Genomic DNA, 7,269 nt, shown 5'->3' on the forward strand with positions numbered 1-7,269 from the left:
TCGGACACGTCGAGGCCTTCCGGTCAGGTTGAACAGACGCTTCCGATCCTGAAGGCCTCGACCCCCAACCACCCTCACCCCGCGCTCTGGCGTGTCGCGCTCACCCCCACCTCAAGGTTGAAGAGCCGTCAATCCGGCCGTCAGCCCAGCGTGTCCTGCCGATCGTCGAAGGCGCTCGGAAGCCCCAGCCGCTTGGCCAGGAAATCGGCGAGGTCGCCGGTCTCGCCGTCCCGGCCGCCCCGACTGACCTCCAACGAGGGCTGGACTGGGGTGAGCTTGATCACTCCGAACCGTTTCAGCAGGCCGCCGGGCATGGACAGGATGTAGTAGCCGCCGTCCTCACCGATGGCGACCGTCTGGCTGTTCTTGATGTACCAGCCCAACTTGTCGGTGCGTGCGGTGCCGCCGCCGGACAACTGCATGCGCAGCGGTTCCGGGTCGATGCCGCGCGCCCGGGCTTCGGCGATGAACCGGTCGATCAACTGCTGTGCCGCGGCCGCATCACGCTGCGCCGCAGTGCGGGCCAGTTCCGCGCGACGCAACGCGTCGGCGCGCCGTCGATCCGCTGGCTGTTCCGACATCAATCCGCCCTTCGCCGGGATGCGTCCACGCTATCCGAGCCTGCTGTGCTGGCAACAGCGCAAGTCAACGGCTGGATGGCTGCCGGGGCGCCGAGCCCTAGCATGGTGCCTCGTGGATGCCCTGCGCCGGCTGGCGCGACTGCTGCGGCACCCGGCGTTCCGGCGTCTGGTGGCGGTAAGGCTGCTGTCCCAGAGCGGTGACGCGGTGGTGCAGGTCGGGATGGCCGCGTACATCCTGTTCAGCCCCCAATCGCAGGCCGACGCCTGGGCGATCGCCGCGGTGATCGCCCTGGTGATGCTGCCGTTCTCGGTGGTCGGCCCGTTCGTCAGCCCGATCCTCGACCGGTTCCCCCGCCAGCGCATCGTCGTGGTGTGCGACCTGACCCGCCTGCTGCTGTCCATCGTCACCTTCGTCGTGGTGGTCAGCGGCGGGGTCGCCGGATCGCGGCAGTTCATCCTGTACGGCCTGCTGCTGTTGATCCTCGGGTTGAACCGCCTGCAGCTGGCCGCCCTGGGCGCCGGGATGCCGCACACCGTGGCGGCCAATGAATACCTCGAGGCGGCGGCTATCATGCCGATGCTCGGGCCGCTGTCGGGGATGGTCGGTGGTCTGCTGGCGGGCGGCTTGCGGCTGGCGGCCGGCCGGATGCTGCCGGCCGGCTGGGCCGGCGGTCTGCTCTTCCTGCTGGCCGCCGTGATGTTCGCCGGCTCGGCCCTGGTCGCTGCCCGGTTCGGGGGACGCCGGTTGGGCCCGCGTGCCGGTGCTGTCCGCAGCAGTTGGGCGGATGTCTGGACCGGCTTGTCGGTCGGGGTCCGCGAGCTCTGGTTGGCCCGGCCGGCGTTCACCGGTGTCTCGATGGTCTTCGGCGCCCGCGTCGGCTACGGCCTGCTGATGACCATGGTGATCCTGCTCTACCGGCACCACTTCGGCTCTGACGAGAACCTCGAGTCGGTGATGGTGCAGATGGGCGTGTGGTTCCTCGCCTCCGGCGCGGGCTTCGCGCTGTCCGGGCTGCTGGTGACGCCGGTGGCCGCGCGGTTCGGCGTCCGGTTCACCCTGCTGGTCAGCCTGGCCGCCGCCAGCGCCGCGCAACTCATCCCGACCGGTGCACCTTCGCGACCGGCGCTGCTGGTCGCCGGGTTCCTGCTCGGGTTGTGCCTGCAGTCGGTGAAGATCTGCGGTGACACCGTGGTGCAGGCGCACATCGGTGACCGGACGCGCGGCCGGGTGATGGTGATCTACGACATCATCAACAACCTGGGCTTCGTGGTCGGCGCGGTGGTGGCAGCGGCGACGTTGCCGCCAGACGGGGTCTCGTCCCCGGCCATGTTCGCGTTGGCCGCCGGGTACCTGCTACTCGCAGCGTTGTTCGCCGTGCTCAGCCGGGGCCGGGCGGCGTCCTACAACCGGGGCACGGTGCTGGCCGAGGGGCGGCACACCGGCAACCGACCCTGAGCCTGCCCGGTGACCGGTCAGGCGCGGCGCAGCCGGGCGCGGCCCTCGACCACCTCCTGGAGGCAGGTGACGGTCTCCTCGGCCAGGTCGATACCAAGCATCCGGGCGCGGCGGGTCAGCCGAAGCACCAGCTCGTCGACCTTGGCGCGGTCACCCCTGGTGTCGGCGATCCTGATCTGGGTCGCGAGCAGCAGCTCGTCGTCCGGGTTGGCCAGCAGTGCCGTCTCGACGGCCCATTGGGCGTGCAGAAGGTCACCGGCGTCCAGTGCCCGGCGACTCAGCACCACCGCGGCGTCCCGGATGGTGGCCGAGATGTCCGAGCGCAACTGCTCGGCCCAGTGCCATTGGCCGGGTGCAGCGTCCGCGATGGGTGCGCCGCGTACCATGCTGAGGGCCTCGATCAGGGTGGCGTCGTTGACCCGGTTGACCCCCGGCCCCAGGCACAAGCGCATCTGCTCCCAGTCAGAGGTGACGCCCGGGTGAAGCATGATCCGCCCGCTGTACGCGTCGGGCAGGTAGGGCGCGCCGTTGTCGTCGGCCCCCAGCCAACTGCGCAGCCGGCTCATGTTGGACCGACGGGTCGGGTCGGCAACCATCAGGGCGCGGGTCATCGCGCCGGCGCTGGCGCCGGGGTTCTCGAGCAGCCAGGCGCAGTACTCCGCGCACTGCTTGGTGGCCCTGGTGGGCAGCGGGCCGCGGGCGCCCACCAGTTCGACCGGGCCGAGCAGCTTGAGGACCGGGTGTTCACTGTCGACGGTCGTGGCCACTGGCAATTCCTCCACAGATCCGGGCCAGGCGGCCACTGGCAGGACAACTGGCAGCTCCGCGTCCGGGGTCTCGTCCCACCAGGGCGCCGGTGGGTAATCGGTCAGGTTCGCGGTTTCGAAGAGTTCGGTCAGGACCCGGCGCGCCGGCGGGGTCACAACGTGGGGACGGAAGACCTCCCCGGTGGGCAGCTCGCCCTGCTCGCCGTGGATCACCACGGTGACACCCGCGCTGGGCGCGGGTTCGGTACCGCCGCAGACCACCACGCTGGCGCCCAGCACGCTCAACGCGGCGGGCAGCGGCAGCTCGGGCGCCTGCGAGGTGACGACGACGATTGGCGCCCAAACCTCGCCCAACGCGGGGTCGGCCCGCAACCCCTCGATGCCCATGCCGTCGGGCAGGTTCGAGGCCCGCTCCGCAAGGACGTCGCGCAGCATGCGCAGTCCGTCCGCCACCTCGTCGACCACGACCAGCCGCGGCTCGTCCAGACTCGCCAGCCAGCCGAACTTGGACCCTGCTGCGACAACGGTGATCGCGGTGTCGGGGGTCGCGGACGCGAGGGTGAGCGCAAGGTGGGCACCGACTGCCAAATCGTCGCCGTTGGACCCCTGCAGCCAGGTGACGGCGTTGCGTTCCACGTCGCACCAGATGGTCTCCGCGTCCCGCTCACCGAGCGGCACGCGGGTTGGCGGCTGTCCGGTAGCAGTTCGGAGCTGCTCCTGCTGCGCCGCCGAGAGGGCTGCCGATGCGGCGGCAGCGGGTTCGGGCAGCGGAGGTAGGCGTCGTCCGAGCGGACGGGCAGCCAGTTGTTGGCGCCGCCGTAGCGCGTAGGCGCCGGCCAGCCCGGCCGCCAGTGCGGTCCCGAAGAAGGACGGCAGAGCCGAACGCCACAGCGTCGGTTCGGCCTCCTCGGCCGACTCGTCCGCCGACGACCGGTCGGGTGGCACGGGACAGGATGTCACGACGCGGCTACTCACCGGCGCGGACACCGGTTCGACCCGGGTGGGCGACTCGGGCTCGGTGCGCGGTTCGTGGCCCGGCATCTGCAGTACCCAACCGACGTCGATGGCGTCCGGCTCGGCGATCACGCCGGGATTCGCATCGGCGATCTCCCCCCACCGGCCAGGGTCGCCAAGGTGGTCCGCCGCCAGGCCGGTCAGGGTGTCCCCGGGCTGGACGACCACCTGGTCGTCGGCGGCGGCCGACGGGTTCGGGATCGCCAACAGCATCCCGGGTTCCAGGTGGTCGGTTGACTGCAGCAGCACAGAGTCGTTGGCGGCCGCGATCTCCCGCCAGCGCGAGCCATCCTGGTAATACCGTTCGGCGAGCGTCCACAGGTCGTCGCCGGGTTGTACCAGGTGGCTGCGGCCGGGCGTTGACCGCTCGGTGCCCTGCTGCTCCTGGGCGGCGTCCTCGCCCACGCTGGTCGCCGCCGGTTGGGGTGCGGGCGGCTGGCTCGGGCTGGCGTGGGCGACTGCCGGAGTCACCACCTGGCTGGCCACCAGGCCGACGATGGCCGTGATCAGCACCGAGCTGACCGGGGCGAACACACTGGTCCCCGGAATCCCGATCTGCCACCGGTGGTGCGACAGCGTCGCCAGCAGTTCGCTCAGCAGCGACAGGGTTGCCAGCGACCATGCCAGCCAGCCGATCACCGTGATCACGCCGAGCACGAGACTGCCATCGTCCGCGGTGGTGAGCAGCCCCGGCCAGTCGAGACCGGTGAAGGCCGCCAGGCGGCCGAACCGGATCAGGGCCCATGGGCCACCAATCACTACTGCGCCTGCCACCAGCAGCGCTGCGATGGCGCCCAGCACTCTTCGCCAGCCAGTCATGGTGTGCGCTCCCGGAAGATGTCGAGCGGCTCGCTGGCCGCGCTTGAGATGACCGTCGCGCCGGGCAGTCCGGGTGCGATCAGGTCGGACAGGTTGAGCTGGCAGGTCACGTGCGCGGTCACCTCGCCCGGCGCTCCGGGCGGCAGGGCGTAGGCGGAGGTGTCAACGTCGACCTGCAGGCTCGCGCAGTGCAGGCCCACCGTCGCCAGGTCGGACTGGATCGCGCTGATGGACAACTGACGCGCTTCGGCGGCCACGGCCGGGATGCTGGCAGCCCGGGCACCGGCAGCCGCGGCGTCCACCACCTGCGCCCTCGCCCAACCGATCCGCCAGCCGCCGATCAGGCCGGCCAGCAGCAGACCGAAGATCGGCACCAGGATCGCCAGTTCTACCGAGGCCATGCCGCGCTGCCTCACGGTCTACGTTCCTTGGCTCGGTAAGCGGACGCGCCGACCTGAGACCAGTCCCCGGGCAGCAGCGCCGGCACCTGGGCGGCTACCCGCACCTCGACCGCGGTACCGCCGGCCAGGACCTCCACACCGACGCCGGTCAGTCCACCACGGTTGGCAACGCCGGTCGCCACCTGCTCGGCGGACGCCGCGCTGGCGTCGATGAGGGCGGCGTGCTCGGCCGCGGCCATGGCGGCCTGTTGCACCGTCGACTGACCGGCCAGCCAGATGCCGGCCTGCACGGTCGCGAAGAGCGCGAGTAGCAGCGGCGGCATCAGCAGTGCCAGCTGGGTGGACTGCACCAGCCCCCGGTCAGGCGAGGCCTTGGAGTCTGCTCTGCACATAGTTGGTCACTGCTGCGATGACGATGGCCGCGATGGTGATGGCCCCGATGAGCAGCACCGCGTTCTCCGTCGACTGGGACAGTCCGCGCTCGTCACGGCGCAGCGGCCGGTCATGCAGCGCCAGTACGGCCCCGATCGTCCAGTGCCAGCCACGACGCAACCGGCCGCCGCGGCCCGGTTCAGCAAGTTCTGGGTGGGTCATTTTCATTCCTCCTGGGTGGTGGGTATCACGGGGTCTTGTTCCCGGCGCTGCTCAGGCGGCGCCGGACATGGTGAGTATTGGTGGGATGAGGAACGCCAACGCGAAGATGACCACTGGTATGGACATCCACAGGGTCATTCGTTCCGAAGCCTGGTGGGCGCGGGCGCGCTCGCTGGTGAGGTGGGCGTCCCGGAGCTCCTTCACTCGTGAAGTGAGCACGCCGGCGAGGGCGGCGCCCTGGTCGTCCAGCCGCATCACGTCGGCCATGTCGGCGATCGGGGGCAGTTCCAGTTCCCGCGACAGCCGGTGCAGGTCTGACCACGGAGGTCGCTGCTCCAGCCGGGCCCGTTCCAGGGCGCCCCGGATCCGCACGAAGACGGGCACATCGGACAGTCGGGCCGCCGCCTCCATCGCCTGGGTGGCCGACAGGTTCGCCAGCCGCTCCAGCGCCACCAGGTCGAAGAAGGTGTTGAGCGCCTCCGTGGCATCCGCGTTGGTCTGCTGCTGCTGGTTGCGCATCGCGATGTCGGGCCACAACCAGCCCAACACGCCACACAGTAGACCGAAGCCCAACGGGATGGAGCCCATCGAACCCGCCAGCGGCCGGACCGCCAGGGCGAGCACGTGCGGCACCAGCAACCCGCCGATCGCGAGCACCAACTTGTTGACGAAGTAGTCGCCGATCGAGCGGCCCTGCAGGGTCAGGGCGCGCATCGAGGACGCGGGCAGCGGCACCCGGGCGTGCTGGTAGAACCATGCCCCGGCGAGCTCCAGCCGCGAACTCGGGTCTGCCACCATGACCGGCCCGGGCTCGGCCGACGCAGTCGACGAATCGGGCGACAGCACGTCCAATGCGTCCGAGAGCCGGATCTGCCTGGGCAGCAATCCGCACACCACGACCCAGCCACCGGCCGCCAGCAGCGCCGCCGCCGTGATGGCGGCCGCGAACAGGAGGTCAGGCATGCCCCACCTCCGCACCGGCGACCCGGACGAGGATCCGCTCGCGCCGCCGTGGGGTGGCGATCCGTCTGAGGGCCGCCAGCGAGGCCAGGTAGGCGCAACCAAGCGCGACCATCAGCACCTGTCCGAGCGGGGTGTTGAAGGGGGCGAAGTAACTGGGCGCGACGATGAACCCGACGCCGAGCGCGAGCAGAGTGATCGCGGTCACCTGCCGCACGACCACCATCGGCTTGGCCCGTTCGGCGCTGATCTCGCGCATTGCCCGCAGCCGGTCCTGCAGGCTGTCGCTCAGCGCACCGAGGGTGGCGGACGCGCCCACCCCACCGCGTTCCCCGACCAGGATCAGCGCGGCCAGCACCGCATCCGCGTCGGCACTGTCCACCTCGTCGGCCATCTGCTGCAGCGCCTCGGCCAGCGGCCAGCGGGCATCCAGCCGTGCGACCAGCGCATTCACTGGTGTCACCAGCCTGGCGGGCAGTTGTGGGCGGGTGGAGCGCACCGCGTCGGTGATCGACTTGCCGGTCCGCACCGACGCGGTCAGCACCCTGACCCACCGGTCCAGCGCCTCCAACAGCTCAAGTTCTGGCAGCGGCTGGTTGCGCAGCAGTTCCGGCAGCACCACCAGCAGGGCCGGGGCCAGCACCAGCGCCGGCACGAACCCGGTGAACAGGGTGACC

The 7,269-nt window shown here is 70.8% G+C and carries 8 protein-coding genes; 1 reads left to right on the plus strand and 7 read right to left on the minus strand.

Features of this window, described 5'->3' with window-relative positions; all coding sequences use genetic code 11:
• Nucleotides 1-140 precede the first annotated feature (140 nt).
• Nucleotides 141-581 (minus strand): hypothetical protein, encoded by a 441-nt coding sequence (locus WBL05_RS11445; protein ID WP_424226036.1) that lies wholly within the window; start codon nucleotides 579-581, stop codon nucleotides 141-143.
• A 112-nt stretch (nucleotides 582-693) separates the two neighbouring features.
• On the opposite strand from WBL05_RS11445, the gene WBL05_RS11450 reads away from it, so the two are divergent.
• Nucleotides 694-2,037: an MFS transporter gene (locus tag WBL05_RS11450; protein ID WP_424226037.1), complete on the plus strand. Its 1,344-nt coding sequence runs from the start codon at nucleotides 694-696 to the stop codon at nucleotides 2,035-2,037.
• A gap of 17 nt (nucleotides 2,038-2,054) precedes the next feature.
• Here the strand turns inward: WBL05_RS11450 and WBL05_RS11455 are convergent, their stop codons facing one another.
• The 6 genes from WBL05_RS11455 to WBL05_RS11480 all read right to left on the minus strand — a co-directional run.
• Nucleotides 2,055-4,637 (minus strand): LysM peptidoglycan-binding domain-containing protein, encoded by a 2,583-nt coding sequence (locus WBL05_RS11455; RefSeq protein WP_424226039.1) that lies wholly within the window; start codon nucleotides 4,635-4,637, stop codon nucleotides 2,055-2,057.
• On the minus strand, nucleotides 4,634-5,053 hold the full coding sequence (locus tag WBL05_RS11460; protein ID WP_424226041.1) for a TadE/TadG family type IV pilus assembly protein: 420 nt from the start codon (nucleotides 5,051-5,053) through the stop codon (nucleotides 4,634-4,636). Before WBL05_RS11460 ends, WBL05_RS11455 begins: the two co-directional genes overlap by 4 nt.
• Nucleotides 5,050-5,430: a TadE/TadG family type IV pilus assembly protein gene (locus WBL05_RS11465; RefSeq protein WP_424226042.1), complete on the minus strand. Its 381-nt coding sequence runs from the start codon at nucleotides 5,428-5,430 to the stop codon at nucleotides 5,050-5,052. The genes WBL05_RS11460 and WBL05_RS11465 overlap by 4 nt, the downstream gene beginning before the upstream one ends.
• Nucleotides 5,399-5,632 carry a hypothetical protein gene (locus WBL05_RS11470; protein ID WP_424226044.1) on the minus strand — a complete coding sequence of 78 codons (234 nt, stop codon included), beginning with the start codon at nucleotides 5,630-5,632 and terminating at the stop codon, nucleotides 5,399-5,401. Before WBL05_RS11470 ends, WBL05_RS11465 begins: the two co-directional genes overlap by 32 nt.
• A 51-nt stretch (nucleotides 5,633-5,683) precedes the next feature.
• On the minus strand, nucleotides 5,684-6,595 hold the full coding sequence (locus tag WBL05_RS11475) for a type II secretion system F family protein (protein WP_424226046.1): 912 nt from the start codon (nucleotides 6,593-6,595) through the stop codon (nucleotides 5,684-5,686).
• Nucleotides 6,588-7,269: type II secretion system F family protein (locus WBL05_RS11480; protein ID WP_424226048.1), on the minus strand; the 682-nt coding region annotated here is incomplete at its 5' end. The genes WBL05_RS11480 and WBL05_RS11475, both read right to left, overlap by 8 nt.

This window comes from Brooklawnia sp. (assembly GCF_049651565.1).
Classification (GTDB): domain Bacteria; phylum Actinomycetota; class Actinomycetes; order Propionibacteriales; family Propionibacteriaceae; genus Brooklawnia.

Bases quoted from the DNA above. Each gene is read 5' to 3' on its own strand.
- WBL05_RS11445 (WP_424226036.1), bottom strand. From the start codon at position 581: ATGTCGGAACAGCCAGCGGATCGACGGCGCGCCGACGCGTTGCGTCGC.
- WBL05_RS11470 (WP_424226044.1), bottom strand. From the start codon at position 5,632: ATGACCCACCCAGAACTTGCTGAACCGGGCCGCGGCGGCCGGTTGCGT.
- WBL05_RS11475 (WP_424226046.1), bottom strand. From the start codon at position 6,595: ATGCCTGACCTCCTGTTCGCGGCCGCCATCACGGCGGCGGCGCTGCTG.
- WBL05_RS11455 (WP_424226039.1), bottom strand. From the start codon at position 4,637: ATGACTGGCTGGCGAAGAGTGCTGGGCGCCATCGCAGCGCTGCTGGTG.
- WBL05_RS11465 (WP_424226042.1), bottom strand. From the start codon at position 5,430: ATGTGCAGAGCAGACTCCAAGGCCTCGCCTGACCGGGGGCTGGTGCAG.